This window comes from Cellulosimicrobium sp. 22598 (genome assembly GCF_052044445.1).
In the GTDB taxonomy this organism is placed as follows: domain Bacteria; phylum Actinomycetota; class Actinomycetes; order Actinomycetales; family Cellulomonadaceae; genus Cellulosimicrobium; species Cellulosimicrobium cellulans_G.
This window is the reverse complement of record NZ_JBQEMZ010000001.1, coordinates 32,753-48,749: the sequence shown is the minus strand read 5'-3', so window position 1 is coordinate 48,749 and position 15,997 is coordinate 32,753. Positions and strand designations below refer to the sequence as shown.

Sequence of the window (15,997 nt, the reverse complement as noted above, 5' to 3'; positions counted from 1 at the left end):
GGCAGCGCGGTCGGCGCGACCCCTCTGGTGGAGAGACCGCCCCGGCGCACGATCATGACGCCGGGACGGCCTCGCGGTGACGAACGTCACCCCGCCCAGGTCCCTCAGGCCCGGGCGCGGCGCCGCGCGACGACGACCACCACCCCGGTCGCGACGAGCAGTGCCGCGACGAGGGCCGCGACACCGAGGGTCGTGCCGGTGACCGCCAGGGCCCCGTTCGGGGCCGGCGTGCTGGGCTGCGTCCCGGGTGCCGGGGGCTCGGCGGTCTCCGCGGGGCCGCCGGGCTCGGCGGGCACGTCCGGGACGTCGGCCTCGTTCGTCAGGACGACCTCCGCCGTCGTGCCGTCGCCGACCACGACGCGCGCCGCACCGTCCGCGAGCACCTCGACCCCCTCGCCGGAGAACGACGGCGCCCGCCACGCCACCCCGTCGAGCGCCGCGGGAGCGGCCTCGGCGAGCGTGACGACCGTGCCCGCGGGCAGGTCCGCGAGCGACGCCGTGGACCCGTCGGTGACGACCAGCTCCCCGGTCACCTCGCCCTCGGGACCCTCGTACGCGTAGGCGACGACGAACGTGGTCCCCTCGGCCACGGCGTCGGCGGCGGCCCCCGTCACGCGCTTGGTCACGGCGATCCCCCCGACGTGCGCGTCGAAGGTGTTCGTCGCGACGACGTCGATCGTCGCGGGCGAGGCCGCCGTGACCTCGATCGGGCCGGCGGGGGCGAAGGTCACGCGGTCGGCTCCGCCGTCGTCCGTCTCGGTCAGCCCGCACACGGCACCCACCGGCACGCCCGCGAAGGTCGTCGTGCCCCCGGCGGAGAGCGTGGCGGCACGGGGGAACCCGGCCAGCGTCTCCCCGTCCGCGTCGGTGCAGACCAGCTCGAACCCGAACGGACCGGTCACGCCCTCCGCGGCGTCGCCGTCGAGCTGCTTGGTGAGCCGGATCGAGCGCACGCCCTCGCCCCCGCCGGTCCCGCCGGCGCCCGCGTACTCCGCGGACGCCTCGACGTCGCCGACCGCGAGGCCGGTCACCGTGTTCTCGTACCGGTCGCCGTCGCGCGCGTCGTCGGGGACCGCGGTCGCGTACGTGAGCACGTAGACGTAGTCGGCTCCGTGGGCGTCGGGCACGCTGAACCGGAACTGGTTCGCGGCCGGTCCCGTCTCGACGACGTAGTCCGCAGGATCCATCCAGAAGCCCGCGTCCCAGAAGTCGCCGTCGTCCCAGCGGTCGACGGGCACCGCGAGCGCCCCGACGCTGCCCTCGACCAGGGTGAGGCGCGGGTCGAACGTGTCCGTGAGCACGACCGGGTCGCCGTCCGGGCCCGTGAGGTACTGGCCGGGCACGTACACGTCCCAGCGCACGACGTCGGCCGAGCGGTCGTACCACCCGCCCTTGACGGGGTAGGTGGGCGGCTGCCAGCCTCCGCCGCCCTCGCCCTCGCCGATGCCGCCGGGGACGTCGACGCGGATCTCGACGCCGCCGCCCGTGGTGAACACGAGCACGTCGGCGTCGGTCGTCTCGGTGACCTGGGCCCAGAAGAACAGCGTCCCCGCGACCCCCGTGTGCGTCGCGACGTAGTCGCCGAGCGTGCAGACGAACTGCGACTCGTCCACGGTGCACGATCCGACCACCGCCCCCGAAGGGTCGGCGAGGTCGAACGTGTCGGTGAACCCGACGATGCGGGGGCTCGTGGGGAGCGCGAGGCGGAACGTGTCGCCCGGGCGCGCGCCGTCGGGCACGGCCCAGGTGGCGTCGAGGCGGATCGAGTCCCACTGGTGGATCTCCCCGGTGGGTCGGGTGATCTCGACGCCGGTGATCGCGTCGAGCTCGGTGGCGCTCGCGGCCGTGGGGACGGCGGCGAGGCCCAGCAGGGCGAGCAGCAGCGCGACCGCGCCGGCGAGGGCGCGGCGCGCGGGCGAGGTGCTCGCGCGCGGGGGGCGGGCGGTGGGGGGCACGGCGGTTCTCCTTCACTTCTGGACGGTCGTCCAGGAGTGAGGACGCGACGCGAGGCGGATCATCACGCGACGTGTCGGACGTCACACCGGCTCGACGGCGGAGCGGTGGTCCGTGCAGCCCGGCCCGGGGCGCCGCGACCGTGCCGGGACGCGCGACGGCGCCCGTCGCACGCAGGTGCGACGGGCGCCGTCGGGTGCGCGGAGCGACGCGTCAGGCCGTGCCGGCGTAGGCGAGCACGATCTCCTCGGTGACGGTCTCGCCGTCGCGCTCGACGGTGGCCGTGACGGTCACCTCTCCGGCCGGGGCCTCGACGAGCCGGGTCGCGAACGCCTGGTAGGCGTTCTTCCCGGGCGCCACGTCGGCGTACTCCTTGCTGCCGTACGGCGTCGCGAGGGTGATGTCGACGGGGGCGTCGTCCTCGTTGAGCACGCGCACGGCGACGTACTGCTTGCCGCCCATGGTCCGCAGCTCGGCCTCGGCCGCGAGGTCGATCGCCGGGCCGTCGTCGACGAGCCCGGTCTGCCAGTCGACGAGGTCGTCGATCTTGGACGCGAGCAGGTCCCGGTCTCCCGCGGCCGCGGACAGGTGGTCGACGAGCGACCGCGCGCCGCCGAGCACCTGGACCGCGGTCGCGGGGTCGCCCGCCTCGGCCGCGGCGCGCGCGCTGCCGAGCAGCGAGGTGATCGCGCCCGCGATCACGCTGTCGCCCACCGCGGAGGTGTCCAGGCCGGCCACGACGCCGTCGACCTCGGGGAACGTCACGCAGTTGCCGCCGCCCTCGACGACGCCCGCGGTCCACTCGACGCCCTTGAGCACGTGCTCGCGGAAGAGCGGGTCCGTCCAGGACTCGTCGGTGTGCCCGGCGCCCTCGTACCAGGAGCGGCCGCCCTCGAAGTTCTGGCACCACGAGAGCGGGTGGTCCTCGCCCATCGCGCCGTTGCCGGGCGAGTACGTCGACTCGTCGAGCGTGACGAGCACGTGCACGTCCGCGCGAGGGTTGACCGAGTAGTTGTACCACTCGTCGAACCGCTCCCAGACGGCCGGCAGGTGCGCGGTCGAGGGGTGCGACGGGCTCTCGACGCGCATCGTCGCCGTCTGCTGCTGCGGGTGGCTGACGAACCGCGCGCCGCCGCCCGTCAGCTCGCTGTACCAGGGGACGGTGTGCATCGTGTCCGTCGCGGCGTGCAGCCCGACGAACCCGCCGCCGTCGTGGATGTAGCCCTGGAGCGCCGCGAGCTCGGTGTCGTCGAGCAGGCGCGGCGCCGCCGGGTCGAGCGAGTTGGTGTTGTCGACCGGCGAGACGAAGACCAGGGTCGCGTACTGCGACAGGTCCTCCGCGCTCGTGAACGGCGTCGAGTCGAGCGTGAGGTCGGGCTGGCCCGGCGAGCCGCTCCCCCACCAGCCCGCGGAGTCGTTCGGCGGGTCCCACACGTCGACCGTGAAACCGTTGTCCTCACCGAGCTCGATCAGCGCGCGCGTCGTGTCGTCGATGTGCGAGTGCCGGAACCCGAGCGTCTTGCCGACGACGAGGATCTTGTAGTCCTCCTCGTCGGCGGGCGCCGGCCCCGCGGCCACGAGCGTCGCCCCTCCCGCGAGGGGCAGCGCGACCGCGGCCGCCACCGCCCGCCTGACCGTCGTACCGCTGAACAAATCCATGCGTGCTTCTCCCTCGTCGTCGAGAGCGCTGGCCGGCGCCGGCCCCCGGCCGACCGCCGGTCGATCTCCAGGGGACATCTCCAGGCCCGGCGGCGCGCACTCCTGCGTGCGTGGACGTCGGCTGCTGCCGATGCCGCGAGTTTTGACGGCGACCGATCAAAAGTCAAGGATTCAACGACCGTGGCGCACCGATCTCACCCGCTCCCACCGCATGGACGCGCAGCACCATCCGGGCACAGCGCGCGCCCCCAGGATCTCCACAGGCACGACTACGCCGCTGGACCTTGGAGCCATGGCCGACGGCGCCGACCCCACGGGTGCACCTTCGTCGTCCGCCTCCCCGCGGCACAACGGAAGTGTGGGTGGCTGCTGGAACGATGCGACCCTATGTTCTGGGATGCACGGCGACCCGAGATCGCCTACATCGTGGGTCTGCTTCAGACCGACGGTAGCCATCACGGCGACCCGAACCACAGAGGACGGATCACGCTGGAGCTCTCCGCACGAGACCGCGGCGTGCTGGACGAGATCTCGTCGTTGCTCCCGTGCTACTCGTCCGTCCGGCTCAGGCAACGCACGACGAACTTCAGCGCGGACTACGCCACGGCAGTTCTAGGGATCTTCGACCAGACAGCCCGACAGCAGCTGGCCTCGTTCGGTGTCACACCAGGACGAAAGAGCTCCACCGTCGGTCCGCCATCGGCACCCTTCTCAGCGCCGGACTATGTCCGTGGCGTGCTCGACGGTGACGGGTCTGTGGGGTTCACAGCGACCGGCGTACCCTTCGTCAGCCTGGTCACCGCGAGTCCGTCGCTCGCCACGTACTTCTGCTCGGTGATCGCGGACGTCTGCGGCGTGCGAAGGAGCGCAAAGCCGAACACACGTGACGGTGTCATGAACATCATGGTCGCGAACCTCGCCGCCGCCACCCTCGCTCGATGGGCATGGCATTCGCCTGACGCTCTCGGAATCGACCGTAAGCAACGACTCGCGGAGGCCGTCGCGGCGTGGCGACCGGAACCGGGTCGCGAGAGTCGGTACGGAATCGTGCGCAAACGCTGGACACCAGCCGAGGACGCGATCGTCCTCAAGCTTCCGCAGGACGAAGCCGCCGAAGCGCTCGGACGAACAGTCCAGAGCATCTCGATGCGGCGTTGGCGGCTGCACAAGGCAGAGGCCGCCATCACTCCCAACAGTCCATGACGATGGATCGTCGCGGTCTGGTGCGCGCGGGAGGACTCGAACCCCCGCCGCCCGGCTCCGGAAGCCGGCGCTCTGTCCGCTGAGCTACGCGCGCTGGTGCTCCTTAACGTCGAGCAGACGGGACGCGAGGCGTCCAGGTGCCCTCGGAGGGAGTCGAACCCCCGTCTCCGCTTCCGTAGAGCGGCGTCGTGTCCGTTGGACCACGAAGGCAGCGCTCTTCTCCACCGGCGCACGACAAATGCGCACCGGCGGCGAAAAGATCCGAATGACAGCACGAGAAATGCGCCCCGGCCGGGGCGCGTTCATGCACAAGAAAAAAGCCGTCCCGGCGATGTCCGGGACGGCCTGTCGTGCGACGCTGGGTCAGACGACAGGACCGCCGGAGTCGCCGGCGAGGAACGAGGACACGCCGAGATACACCGCGGGCAGCACGACGCGCGGCTGCTCGCAGGGCAGCACGGGACGTCGCCGGTCCTGCTGGACGGGTTCGCGCACGGCACTGCTCCTCTCGGTCATGTCGGGTGGCCCACGCACCGGAATGTCGTCGACCGAGGAAGACCGTACGCGCCTTTTCGGTTCGACACAACCTCATTTCCAGAATTCATCGGAAATGCGCTGCGAGCTCCGCCGTCCGGGGCCGGTCCGGCGGACACCTCCAGAGCCCGTCGGCGCTTGGCACACTTTTCTCCCGACCGGGACATCCGCGCCCTGACGGCCCTCCGGCGCTGTCGGCGGCACCCGGTAGGGTTCCGGACGTTCCGGACAACACCTCCCGACGCCGACGAACCACCCGGCCGGGGCCGACGACAGGAGACCCACCGCCATGATGGGCGCCCACCACGCCGCGACCGGAGCCGCCGCCTGGGTGGCGGTGACGTCCACCGCGCCGTTCGCGCTCGGGTGGCACCCCGTGTCGTCGGTCGGCGTCATGACGGGCGCCGTCGTGTGCGCCGGGGCCGCCCTCCTCCCGGACGCGGACCACCACAACGGCACGTTCGCGCACTCGCTCCCGCCCGTGAGCGAGTGGGTGTCCGACGCCGTCGAGACGGTCTCCGGCGGCCACCGGCAGGGCACGCACTCGTTCCTCGGCATCGCGGTGTTCACGGCGCTCGCGTGGCTCGTCGGGCTGGTCACGGTCGAGACGGAGAGCTTCGGCACGGTCTACGTGGGCGGCGGCCTCCTCGCGGTCCTGCTCGTCGCCCTCGCGCTCAAGGCGCTCAAGCTCACGCGGCGCGGCAAGCTCATGCCGTGGGTCACGTCGCTCACCGTCGCGGTGCTCGTCGCGCTCTTCTCCCCCGAGGAGTGGAACTGGCTCCCGGTCGCCGTCGGGATCGGCGTGACCGTGCACATCCTGGGCGACGTGCTCACGACCAACGGCGCGCCGCTGCTGTGGCCGGTGAAGATCCGCTCCCCACGCTGGGTGCGTCGGTCCCTCGTCGTCGACGACGTGTGGCGCCCCAGCGGCAGCTTCGCCCTGCCCCTGCTCGGCGACACCGGCTCCGTGCGCGAGTGGATCCTCGCGACGGCCGTCGGCCTCTACGCGACGGTCGGGTTCGTGTGGTCCGCGCTCGACCAGATGGGCTACGACACCTACGGGACGTACGAGCGCGTCGCATCGGCGATCCAGGCGCTGGCCACCGGCGCCGCGTGAGCCGCCCCGCCCGACGACCGACGACCGACGACCGACGGTAATTCGCTTGCCCCGGGCCGCGCCCGGGTGGGACGGTCACGAGACGTCGCCCGCGCCGTCGGGCACCGGAGGAAGGAGGAACGCCATGAGCTGGACGACCCACGCTCGCGTGTCCACCACCCCCGGGAGCACCGACCGCCGCTAGACGGTCCAGGGCCCGTCCCGTGAGACGGCCCGCGCCCGCCGCTCGCCCCCGAGGCGACGGCAGCGCCGTGCGCTCCCCGCCCGAAGGAGCCCACCCGTGCCCGAGCACGACCTGCTGTACCCCGACCCGTACCTCCCGCCGACGTTCGCGGGAGACCCCCGCACTCCCCCTCCCCGCCGCCTGCGGCGCCATGACGACGCCGCCGACCTCGACGACGCCGGTGCCGCCACGGGCGTCCTCGACGCCGCGCTCGGCGACGACCAGCGCTGGTCCACGTGGTCCGCCGTCGAGAAGGGGCAGCGCGGACCCGAGCCGCGCCCCGACTGGGTGGTCACCGCCGACGCGGCCGTCGACACCGAGCTGGGCGTGCTCAAGACCGGCAAGGAGGCGGACGTGTTCCTCGTCGAGCGCGCCGTCCCCGACGACGCCGCCCAGCGCTCGCTGCTCGCCGCCAAGCGCTACCGGGACCTCGACCACCGCGCGTTCCGGCGCGACACCGTCTACACCGAGGACCGCCGCGTGCGCCGCACGCGCGACCGGCGCGCGCTCGATCGCAAGTCTCGCTACGGCCGCCAGGTCGCGGCCGGGCAGTGGGCGGCGGCGGAGTTCGCCGCGCTCGGCGAGCTGTGGTCGGCCGGCGCCCCCGTGCCCTACCCGGTGCAGATCGACGGCAACGAGATCCTCATGGAGTTCGTCGGCACGTCGGACGGCGTCGCGCACGAGGCCGCGCCACGGCTCGCGCGCACGCGGCCCGACCCGGACCTCCTCGCGTCGTGGTGGGACCAGCTCCGCGACGGGATGGCGGTGCTGGCACGCCTCGGCTTCGCGCACGGCGACCTCTCCCCGTACAACGTCCTCGCGGACGGCGACCGGCTCGTCATCATCGACCTGCCGCAGGTGGTCGACCTCGTGGCCAACCCGTTCGGCACCGAGCTCCTGCTGCGCGACTGCCGCACGATGTCCGCGTGGTTCGCCGCGCGCGGTCTGGAGACCGACGCCGACGAGCTCTTCGCGCTCCTCCTCGCCGAGGCGTGGTGACCGCACCGCACCCTCCGCGCCGCGACCGCGCCGACGCCGGACGGACGCGGTAGAACGGGAGCATGGAACCCACCACCGAGTCCTTCGACGCCGACGACGTCCAGACGTTCCTCACGACCTACGGGGTCGCGCTCTCGACGGGTGACCTCGACACGATCGGCGAGAGCTACGCGTTCCCCGCGCTCGTCGTCGGGGCGACCGGGTCGGTGCTCCTCGCCGACCCGGAGGCCGTCCGGGAGTCGACGGCCGAGCTCGCCCGCGGGTTCCGCGAGCGCGGGCTCGTGGGCGTCGTGGCCCACCTCGTCGGCGTCGAGGAGGTGGGCGACGCGCTCGTGTGGGCGCACGCGCGCTGGAGCTACCGCGACGAGTACGCCAACGAGCAGGAGGCGCAGGAGGTCCGCTACCTGCTGCGCCGCGCGCGCGACACGTTCGAGGTCTGCGTCACCGCGCCGGTCGCTCCGTAGCGTCGACCGGTCAGCGCGTCACGGGCCCAGGGATCCGTGGCGCGCCGACAGGTCGCCGGTCAGGACAGCCGGTTGTCGCGGTCCTCCCACGGGGTCGGGGTCGCCTCCTTGCGCGGGGAGTCGTCGGGCTGCAGCGCCCGGACCAGGAACGAGCCGGCGGCCAGCACGATGCCGCCGGTGAACACGACGTGCAGCAGCACGGAGGCGGCCTCGAGGACGCCCAGCGGCACGGGCACGCTGAACATCACGCGCGGGAGGAGGACGCTGCGGAACAGCTCGCCGACGACCGCGAGCGCCAGCCCGGTCCAGAGCATCGTGCGGGGAGTCAGACGGGGTGGCATCGCAGGGTCCTCTCGTCGGTGAGCCGGTGCGCGGGTGCCGACCCGTCGTCGCGCGCGGCGACGGGGCCTGCGTCCGGTCCGTTCCTACCACGGGACCGCGCTCCGGAGCGCAAGGACCCCGAGGTTCCGGAGCCGGGGCGTCGGACCGCACGCCCGGGCGCGGCGTCAGTGGAAGTCGCGCGACGTCGTCGCGACCTGGAGGGAGAGCGGGGCGAGGTGCTCCGCGACGAGGTTCGTGGCGCCGTCGGCCCGTTCGAGCCGCCCGCGCACGACGAGCGCCGCGGACCCGCGCGCGACCTTCCGGAACCGCTGCCACAGCCCCGGCGAGCACACGACGTTGAGGATCCCCGTCTCGTCCTCGAGCGACAGGAACGTCACGCCCCCGGCCGTCCCGGGTCGCTGACGGTGCGTGACGACGCCACCCACCGCGACGCGCGACGACGGGTGGGGGCGCGTCCCGGGCACCTCGCCCGCGGCGCGCTCGGCCTCGTCGACGCGTTCGATCTCGCGCGACACCGCCACGGCGCCGACGACGGTGAGCACCCCGGCCGCGGTGAGGCCGTCGCGCACGTACTGCGTCGGGTAGGAGTCGGCGGACACGCCCGTGGCCCACACGTCGGCGACGGCGGTCTCGACGTCGGTCATGCCGGGCAGCGCCGGCGCCTCGACGCCGACGCTCACGCCCGGCAGCGTCCCCGGACCCTCCTGTGCGAGAGCGCCGGCCGCCCACAGCGCCTCGCGCCGGGTCACGCCGAGGCAGTCCGTCGCACCGGCGGTCGCGAGCCCCTCGAGCTGGGCGGTCGTGAGGTCGACGCGCCGCACGAGGTCGCGCAGGTCGCTGAACGGCCGCCCCTCCCCCGGCGTCCCGCGCGCCGCGACGACGCGCTCGGCCGCGTCCTTGCCGAGCCCGCGCACGCTCGCGAGACCGAGCCGCACCGCGAGCCCGAGGTCGGGCTCCGGCCCGAACGCGGTGTCGACCCGCACCTCCCCGCCGAGCAGGCGGCTGTCGCCCGTCCGGGCGCCAGGACGGTCGGTACCGTCGGCGGGCGCAACCGCACGGTCGGCGGGCAGCCGCTCGACCGTCGCCTCGACGTCGGACGCGTTGACGTCGGGGCGCAGCACGGTGACGCCGTGGCGGCGCGCGTCCGCCACGAGAGACTGCGGCGAGTAGAACCCCATGGGCTGCGCCGCGAGCAGTCCCGCGTAGAACGCGGCGGGGTGGTGCACCTTGAGCCACGAGCTCGCGTAGACGAGGAACGCGAACGAGTACGCGTGCGACTCGGGGAACCCGAAGTCGGCGAACGCCTTGAGCTTGTCGTAGATCTCCTCGCGCACGGCCGGGTCCGTGACGCCCTTCTTCCGCATCCCGTCCATGAGCCGCCCTCGCAGCTCCTCCATGCGCTCGACGGACCGCTTGGACCCCATCGCGCGCCGGAGCTGGTCGGACTCCTTCGGGGAGAAGCCCGCGACGTCGATCGCCATCTGCATGAGCTGCTCCTGGAACAGCGGCACGCCGAGCGTCTTGCCGAGCGACGGTCGCAGGAGGTCGTGCAGGAACGTCACCTCCTCCCGCCCCCGCGCGCGGTTGATGTACGGGTGCACGGACCCGCCCTGGATGGGCCCGGGGCGGATGAGCGCGACCTCGATGACGATGTCGTAGAACTTTCGGGGACGCAGCCGCGGCAGCGTCGCCATCTGCGCGCGCGACTCGACCTGGAACACGCCGACGGTGTCGGCCGCGCACAGCAGGTCGTACACCGCCGGGTCGTCCTCCGGCAGCGTGTGCAGCGCGAGGCGCGGGCCGCCCTCGTGCCGCTCGACCAGGTCGAACCCGATGCGCAGCGCCGTGAGCATCCCGAGTCCCAGGAGATCGAACTTCACGAGCCCCGCGTCCGCGCAGTCCTCCTTGTCCCACTGCAGGACGGTGCGGCCCTCCATGCGCGCCCACTCGACGGGGCACACCTCGATGACGGGGCGGTCGCACATGACCATGCCGCCCGAGTGGATGCCCAGGTGCCGCGGGAGGCGCAGCATCCGGTCGGCGAGGTCGAGCACCGCGTCCGGGATCTCGCCCTCCTGCGCGGCCGACGGCGGCCGGTACGCGGGCACGACGTCGTGCGTGTCGTCCGCGCGCAGGACGTCGCCCTCGTCCACCGCGAGCGGGTCGACGACGCGCGGTCGCCGCGCGCCCCGGGCGCTCAGGTCGGGCGACCAGTCGCCACGACGCCCGGTGTGCGGACGTTCGTCGCGAGAGGCGGCGGCGCGGGAGGTGCCGGTGCGCGACGACCACCCCACCTCCCTCCCCGCCGAACCCACGTCGCGCGATCCCCACAGGCGAGCCTTCTCGGCGTCCTTCTCGGCGGTCTTGGTCGCGATGGCGACCTCCTTGGCCTTGCGGTCGGCCGCGGGCGACGACGGGTCGGGGCCGCGCAGCGACCCCCAGCGCTCGATCGACTTGCTCCACGCGTCGGCCTGCCCGACGTCGTACCCCAGCGCCCGGGCCGCGTCGCGCACCGCCGACTTCGGCCGGTAGGAGATGACGTTCGCGACCTGCGCGGCGTGCGTGCGGCCGAACGTCGCGTAGACGTGCTGGATGACCTCCTCGCGCCGCGCCGACTCGATGTCGATGTCGATGTCCGGCGGGCCGTCGCGCTCGGGCGCGAGGAAGCGCTCGAACAGCAGGCCGTGCTTCACCGCGTCGACGGCCGTGATGCCGAGCGCGTAGCAGACCGCGGAGTTCGCGGCCGAGCCGCGCCCCTGGGCGAGGATCCCGTTCCTGCGGCAGAACTCGACGAGGTCGTAGACCACGAGGAAGTACCCCGGGAAGTGCAGGTCCTCGATGACGCGCAGCTCGTGGTCGATCTGCGCCCACGCGCCCGTGATCTTCTCCTGGCCGCGCGGCCCGTACCGGTCCTCGCCGCCGCGCCGCACGAGCTCGCGCAGCCAGGTCGCCTCGGTGTGCCCGTCCGGCACCGGGTAGGGCGGCAGGTCGGGTGCGACGAGGTGCAGGTCGAACGCGCACTCGTCCCCCAGCGCGGCCGCGGTCGCGACGGCCTGCGGGTGCCGGGGGTGGCGCACGAGCATCTCCGCCGCGGAGCGCAGGTGGGTCGTCGGGGCACCGGGCAGCCACCCGTCGAGGTCGTCGAGCGACGAGCGCGCGCGCACCGCGGCGAGCGCCCCCGCGAGGTCGGCGTCGCGCGGGTGGGCGTAGTGCGCGGCGGTCGTCGCGACGAGCGGCAGCCGGGCGTCCGCGGCGAGGTCGGCGAGCGCCGCGTGCAGGTCGGCGTCGCGCGGGTCGTCGGTCGTGGTGATCTCGACGGCCACGTTGTCGGCGCCGAAGACGGCGACGAGCCGGTCGAGCTCGCGACGCGCCGCGGCACGTCCGGACGTGACGAGCGCGCGGCGCACCGAACCCTTGCGGCAGCCGGTGAGCACGAGCCACTGGCCCGCGGCCTCCTCGCCGAGCTGGTCCAGGCGGTAGTCGGCGGCCCCCTTGGTCCCGGTCGCGAGGTGCGCGGTCGCGATGGCACGCGACAGGTTCCGGTAGCCCTGCGTGCCGCGCGCGAGCACGAGCAGGTGGGTCGAGCGCGGGTCGGGCACGCCGGTGGGCGGGTCGAGCACGGGCGCACCCGTGGCCGTGGGCGCCGGAAGGTGCAGCTCGGCCCCGAAGACCGTGGGAAGCCCGACCTTGCGCGCGGCCTCGGCGAAGCGCACGACACCGTACAGGCCGTCGTGGTCGGTGATCGCGAGCGCCGACAGCCCGAGCCGCGCGCCCTCGGCGGCGAGCTCCTCGGGGTGGGACGCGCCGTCGAGGAAGCTGAACGCGGAGTGCGCGTGCAGCTCGGCGTAGCGGGGGCCGGTGGTCCGGTCAGTCATACAGGCCCTCCACGGTCCACCGCCCGCGCGCGCTCGCGAGGAGCAGGCCGCGGCCGTCGTCGAGCAGGACCTGGACGTGCACGCGGCGCCGGGGCACGGGCGTCCACCAGCGCTCGGCGAGCGGCCACGGCCCGGCCCAGTCCACGACGGCGCGCGCGGACCCGGGCCCGGGCAGCGCCGTCTCGTCCCGGGGTGCCGCCGCACGGCGCGGGCCCTCCTCCTGCGCGGGGGCCGGCCACCGCACGGTCGCGGGCTCGCCGCTCATCGCGAGGCGCGCGTCGACGACGACGGGCCGCCCGGCGTCGTCGAGCACGACGACGTCCTGCGGCTCGACGGGCACGAGCGCGGGAGCGGGGCTCGGCAGCGCGCCGGGCCACGGCAGGGCCGGGTCGCGCGGGCGCACGACGTCCTCCCCGAACGGCACGAGGTGCACGCGGTCGGTCGCGTCGCGGCCGCCCTGGACCTGGACGCGCAGGACGGCGTCGCCGCCGAGGATGCCCTGCACGCGCCCGAGCGCGCGGTGGGCGCGCGCGTCCTCGCCGCTCGACGCGCCCCACAGGCGCGGCTGCTCCGCCCCCGCGGGCACGACCTCCTCCGCCGTGAGGGACAGACGGGCCAGCGGCGCGACCCCCGGGACGACGTCGGCCCCGCCGGGCGAGCCGTGCTCGCCGCCACGACGCCCGGCCCGGGCCGCGCGCCCGGCGCGGACGGACGTGGTGGTGAGCCAGCCCTCGAGCTGCCACCGGACCTTGTCCGTGAGGCGCGCCGGGCTCATCGCGCCCGGCCCGTCGAGCCGCCAGGTGCGCTCGAGGTCGTCGCCCTCGACGGTCCGCGCCGTGATGCGCAGGCGCCCGGCGACGAGCGAGCGTGCGACGAGCTGGTCGTGCAGGTCCTCGGAGAGCCGCCGCGCGGCGAAGGTCGCGACGTCGACGCGCTCGGCGGGCGGGTCGAGCTCGGCGCTCACCGCGACGTCGGGCTCGACGCGGCGCCGCGCGGGCGGGCGCAGGTCCTCGCCGCGCGCGAGCCGGTGCGCCCACGCGCCGAGATCGCCGAAGCGCCCCTCGACGGTCGCGGGCGGCAGGGCCGCGAGCGCCCCGAGGGTGCGCACGCCGAGCCGGCCCAGGAGGTCCACGAGCTCGTCGACCGCGACGGCGGCGTCCGGCCGGGCGGTGACGTGCACGAGGTCGCGCGCCGGCCGCGGCGCGAGGAACGCGGCGGAGCGGCCGGGCGGGACGACGGCGGCGTCCCGCGCGGCGAGCACGGCGGCGAGGATGCCGTCGGCGACGCCCACCTGGCTCTCGTGGCCGGTGCGCTCGGCGACGCGCGCGACGAGCGCCTCCGCGAGCGCGGCGTCCGACCCGTGGTACCGGCTCGCCCCGGCGGCGGGCAGGAGCAGCAGGCCGGGCCGGGTGATCTCCAGCCCCGCGACGACGGTCTCGGCCGCGAGCGCGACGGGCTCGAACTCGCGGGCGTCGCGCGCGTCGTCGACGTCGAGCAGCTCGAGCTCGGGGCAGCACTCGCGGGCCCGGCGGCGGCGCATGCCCCGGCGCACGCCCTGGGCGCGCGCGGTCGCGGAGACGGCGACGACGCGGCGGCCGTCGTGCGTCGCGGCGGGGACGTGCGCGGGGACGTCGCGCACCGCCATCGCCGCGAGCACCGGCCAGTCCGGCACCCACAGGGCCGCCGTGCGGGTCGGGCTCGTGGTCATCCGACGAGCCGGAGCCGGGAGGGCCGGTCGGGGTCGTCGGCCCGGACGGGGCCGGCGGCGGTCCCGTGAGCGGCCTCGTGGGCGGTCGCAGCGGTCTCGGCCACGGTGGCCCCGGCCCCGGCCGCGGGCCGGGTGCCGCGGACATCCTCGGCGAGGAACGCGGGCCAGTCCTCGTGGACGAGCGGGAGCTCGACCTCGAGCCGCGCGGGGCGCGCGGCTCCCCCGCGGCCCGCGCGCTCGACGACGAGGGTGCGACGGCGCAGCCAGCCCGCCCCGCGGTCCGCCCCGGACCAGCCGCCGCCCGTCACGGTGAGCGCGACGTGCGCGCCCGGCCACGTCCCCGCGGCGACGAGCAGCGCCCCGCGCTCGCGCGCCCGCGCGGCCAGGCGCCGTCGGTCGGGGTCGGTGAGGGCGGCGTCGGGCCCGACGACCACGACGTCCAGGCCGTCGACGAGCGCCGAGATCGCGAGCGCCGCGTCCGGTCCAGGTCGCGGGACGAGCACGACGCGGTCGAGGTCCGCGCCGGCGTCGGCGGCCGCGAGCAGCCCGACGGCGGGGAACCCGACGGCGGCGGTCCACGCCCCGGCCCGCGACGGCCGCGCGACGAGCGCGAGCAGGAGGCTCGTCGAGCCGCGCACCGCCAGCACGGTGCCGCGCTGCAGGGCGCCGAGCGGGAGGAGCGGCGCGAGCGCGTCGTGCACCGGCCACACCCGCTCGTCCGGGATCGCGTCCCGGTTCGTGTCCCGCATCGCGACGCGGCGGTCGCGGGAGCGCGCCGGAGGGTTGGGCAGCGCGGGGGCGGGTCGCACGACCGGCGACACGGCGGCGTCCGCGAGCGGGGCGACCTCGGCGAGGAGAGCAGTCCCGGCGCGCGGGACGACGGCCGGTGCGGCGGAGGCGGTGCGCGGTTCCGGGGCTGCGGGGGCGACGACGGGACGGTGTCGGCGGACGCCCGTACGCTCCTCCGCACGGCGCAGGACGGCGCGGGCGCGCTCGGCCTTGTCGACGGCCGCAGCCGTCGGGCCTGGTGCCCCCGCCCGTTCGGCGGGGTCGGCGAGAAGGGTCATCTCGCCTCCCGGGATGCTGCTCGGACGGGACGCGCACCGCGCGTCGACTGCTGGGGGCGTCGTTCTGCACCCACCCTTCGTTCGAACAGACGTTCGAACACTTCCAGTGAACGACCGACGCTGCGGGGTGTCAACTCCGCAGGTGAGAGCCGTCGGCTTCGTCCCGGATGCCCGGGCAAACCCTCGACCTCTCCTCGAAGGTTCGCCCCGACCTTCGACCTCTACCTGAACCTGATCCGGCGGGCGTGCCACGGTGCGGCCGGTTCGGCACGATGGGTCCATGGCCGACGTGAACCTCGACTCCCGACCCCAGGTCCCCGACCCCTACTCCCTCCTGCCCGCCGTGCCGTCCTTCGCGCTGACGAGCACCGACCTCTCCGACGGCGAGCCGCTCCCCCGGGCGTTCGCCGCCGAGGGCGAGAACCGGTCCCCGGCTCTCGCGTGGTCGGGCTTCCCGGAGAGCACGCGCTCGTTCGTCGTGAGCTGCTTCGACCCCGACGCCCCGACGCCCGCGGGGTTCTGGCACTGGACCGTCGCCGACGTCCCCTCGTCCGTGACGTCGCTGCCCGCGGGCGCCGGGGCGGCGGACGGCTCCGGGCTGCCCGCCGGCGCGTTCCACGTCCGGCACGACGGCGGCGCCCCCGGCTACACGGGCGCCGCACCGCCCGCCGGGGACCGCCCGCACCGGTACGTGTTCGCCGTGCACGCGCTCGACGTCGGCTCCCTCGCCGACGCCGCCGGTCTCGGCCCGGACGCGACGCCGACCGCCGTCGCCTTCAACGCCTTGTTCCGCACGCTGGCCCGTGCGACGCTCACGGTCACGTACCGCGCCGTGGACTGACCCGGACCACCC

At 75.0% G+C, this 15,997-nt stretch carries 12 protein-coding genes and 2 tRNA genes; 5 read left to right on the top strand and 9 right to left on the bottom strand.

The window, feature by feature from the left end; translation table 11 throughout:
- Positions 1 to 104 precede the first annotated feature (104 nt).
- Both ACTJIY_RS00200 and ACTJIY_RS00195 read right to left on the bottom strand, forming a co-directional pair.
- On the bottom strand, positions 105 to 1,955 hold the full coding sequence (locus ACTJIY_RS00200; RefSeq protein WP_440673179.1) for a DUF5979 domain-containing protein: 1,851 nt from the start codon (positions 1,953 to 1,955) through the stop codon (positions 105 to 107).
- A gap of 211 nt (positions 1,956 to 2,166) precedes the next feature.
- The gene (locus ACTJIY_RS00195; protein WP_440673180.1) at positions 2,167 to 3,612 is read right to left on the bottom strand and encodes a ThuA domain-containing protein; all 1,446 of its coding nucleotides are present in this window, start codon (positions 3,610 to 3,612) and stop codon (positions 2,167 to 2,169) included.
- 387 nt (positions 3,613 to 3,999) lie between these two features.
- Between ACTJIY_RS00195 and ACTJIY_RS00190 the strand changes: the two genes are divergently transcribed.
- Positions 4,000 to 4,815 (top strand): hypothetical protein, encoded by an 816-nt coding sequence (locus ACTJIY_RS00190; protein WP_440673181.1) that lies wholly within the window; start codon positions 4,000 to 4,002, stop codon positions 4,813 to 4,815.
- An 18-nt stretch (positions 4,816 to 4,833) separates the two neighbouring features.
- On the opposite strand, the gene ACTJIY_RS00185 is transcribed toward ACTJIY_RS00190, so the two are convergent.
- The 3 genes from ACTJIY_RS00185 to ACTJIY_RS00175 all read right to left on the bottom strand — a co-directional run bounded on the left by ACTJIY_RS00185 (position 4,834) and on the right by ACTJIY_RS00175 (position 5,310).
- Positions 4,834 to 4,909 (bottom strand) — tRNA-Arg (locus ACTJIY_RS00185).
- A gap of 44 nt (positions 4,910 to 4,953) precedes the next feature.
- Positions 4,954 to 5,025: transfer RNA gene (locus ACTJIY_RS00180), tRNA-Arg, on the bottom strand.
- A gap of 153 nt (positions 5,026 to 5,178) precedes the next feature.
- The gene (locus ACTJIY_RS00175) at positions 5,179 to 5,310 is read right to left on the bottom strand and encodes a hypothetical protein (RefSeq protein WP_290444594.1); all 132 of its coding nucleotides are present in this window, start codon (positions 5,308 to 5,310) and stop codon (positions 5,179 to 5,181) included.
- 328 nt (positions 5,311 to 5,638) lie between these two features.
- On the opposite strand from ACTJIY_RS00175, the gene ACTJIY_RS00170 reads away from it, so the two are divergent.
- From ACTJIY_RS00170 to ACTJIY_RS00160, 3 genes are all read left to right on the top strand, one after another.
- The gene (locus ACTJIY_RS00170; protein WP_253049881.1) at positions 5,639 to 6,466 is read left to right on the top strand and encodes a metal-dependent hydrolase; all 828 of its coding nucleotides are present in this window, start codon (positions 5,639 to 5,641) and stop codon (positions 6,464 to 6,466) included.
- A 280-nt stretch (positions 6,467 to 6,746) separates the two neighbouring features.
- Positions 6,747 to 7,688 (top strand): serine protein kinase RIO, encoded by a 942-nt coding sequence (locus ACTJIY_RS00165; RefSeq protein ID WP_253049883.1) that lies wholly within the window; start codon positions 6,747 to 6,749, stop codon positions 7,686 to 7,688.
- 62 nt (positions 7,689 to 7,750) lie between these two features.
- Positions 7,751 to 8,152, top strand: coding sequence for a hypothetical protein (locus ACTJIY_RS00160; protein WP_353709121.1), 402 nt, complete (start codon positions 7,751 to 7,753; stop codon positions 8,150 to 8,152).
- A gap of 59 nt (positions 8,153 to 8,211) precedes the next feature.
- On the opposite strand, the gene ACTJIY_RS00155 is transcribed toward ACTJIY_RS00160, so the two are convergent.
- From ACTJIY_RS00155 to ACTJIY_RS00140, 4 genes are all read right to left on the bottom strand, one after another.
- On the bottom strand, positions 8,212 to 8,493 hold the full coding sequence (locus ACTJIY_RS00155) for an NDUFA4 family protein (protein ID WP_253049887.1): 282 nt from the start codon (positions 8,491 to 8,493) through the stop codon (positions 8,212 to 8,214).
- Positions 8,494 to 8,658: 165 nt separating this feature from the next.
- The gene (locus ACTJIY_RS00150) at positions 8,659 to 12,369 is read right to left on the bottom strand and encodes an error-prone DNA polymerase (RefSeq protein WP_440673182.1); all 3,711 of its coding nucleotides are present in this window, start codon (positions 12,367 to 12,369) and stop codon (positions 8,659 to 8,661) included.
- The gene (locus ACTJIY_RS00145) at positions 12,362 to 14,077 is read right to left on the bottom strand and encodes a DNA polymerase Y family protein (RefSeq protein ID WP_440673183.1); all 1,716 of its coding nucleotides are present in this window, start codon (positions 14,075 to 14,077) and stop codon (positions 12,362 to 12,364) included. Before ACTJIY_RS00145 ends, ACTJIY_RS00150 begins: the two co-directional genes overlap by 8 nt.
- On the bottom strand, positions 14,074 to 15,144 hold the full coding sequence (locus tag ACTJIY_RS00140) for a hypothetical protein (protein WP_440673184.1): 1,071 nt from the start codon (positions 15,142 to 15,144) through the stop codon (positions 14,074 to 14,076). Before ACTJIY_RS00140 ends, ACTJIY_RS00145 begins: the two co-directional genes overlap by 4 nt.
- Before the next feature lie 280 nt (positions 15,145 to 15,424).
- On the opposite strand from ACTJIY_RS00140, the gene ACTJIY_RS00135 reads away from it, so the two are divergent.
- Positions 15,425 to 15,985: a YbhB/YbcL family Raf kinase inhibitor-like protein gene (locus ACTJIY_RS00135; protein WP_440673185.1), complete on the top strand. Its 561-nt coding sequence runs from the start codon at positions 15,425 to 15,427 to the stop codon at positions 15,983 to 15,985.
- Positions 15,986 to 15,997: the final 12 nt, after the last annotated feature.